Genomic DNA, 613 nt, shown 5'->3' with positions numbered 1-613 from the left:
AGTATCGAAGGAAAGTAATAGATGATACTATTTCAGACTATGCTAAAGATAAATTTGTGTCGTTGAGTGAAAAATATAATATCACATTAGTTGAATGGAATCACGATATTGATCATATTCATATTTTGTTCAAAGCACATCCCAACAGTGAATTATCGAAATTCATCAATGCCTATAAAAGTGCCAGTTCAAGACTTATCAAGAAGGATTTCCCTCAAGTCCGAAAAAAGTTATGGAAGGAAATGTTTTGGTCAAGAAGTTTTTGTTTGTTGACGACTGGTGGTTCACCTATTGAGGTGGTGAAAAAATATATTGAAAGTCAAGGGATAAAGTGAGGTGATTTGATATGGCTAAACAAAATAAAGCGTACAAGTTCAGGTTATATCCCACAAATGAACAGGCTTTGATTATACGCAAAACTTTCGGATGTGTTCGTTTTGTCTACAATAAGATGTTAGCTGAACGAAAAGGGACTTATGAGTTATTAAAAGACGATAAAGATGCCTTAAAAAAGGTGAAGCACCCTACTCCTGCCAAATATAAAAAGGATTATGAGTGGCTAAAGGAAGTAGATTCATTAGCGCTAGCGAACGCACAACTAAACTTGGATAAG

The 613-nt window shown here is 34.6% G+C and carries 2 protein-coding genes; both read left to right on the top strand.

Annotated elements, in window-relative coordinates:
* Positions 1-335: IS200/IS605 family transposase (gene tnpA / locus ACFFIS_RS12765; RefSeq protein ID WP_390187887.1), on the top strand; the 335-nt coding region annotated here is incomplete at its 5' end.
* Positions 336-346: 11 nt separating this feature from the next.
* Positions 347-613 (top strand): helix-turn-helix domain-containing protein (locus ACFFIS_RS12760; RefSeq protein ID WP_390187885.1); only part of this gene is annotated, 267 nt, incomplete at its 3' end.

It is taken from the genome of Paracerasibacillus soli (assembly GCF_042432965.1).
GTDB classification, from domain to species: Bacteria; Bacillota; Bacilli; order Bacillales; family Amphibacillaceae; genus Paracerasibacillus; species Paracerasibacillus soli.
This window is presented reverse-complemented; position numbering and strand designations above follow the sequence as displayed.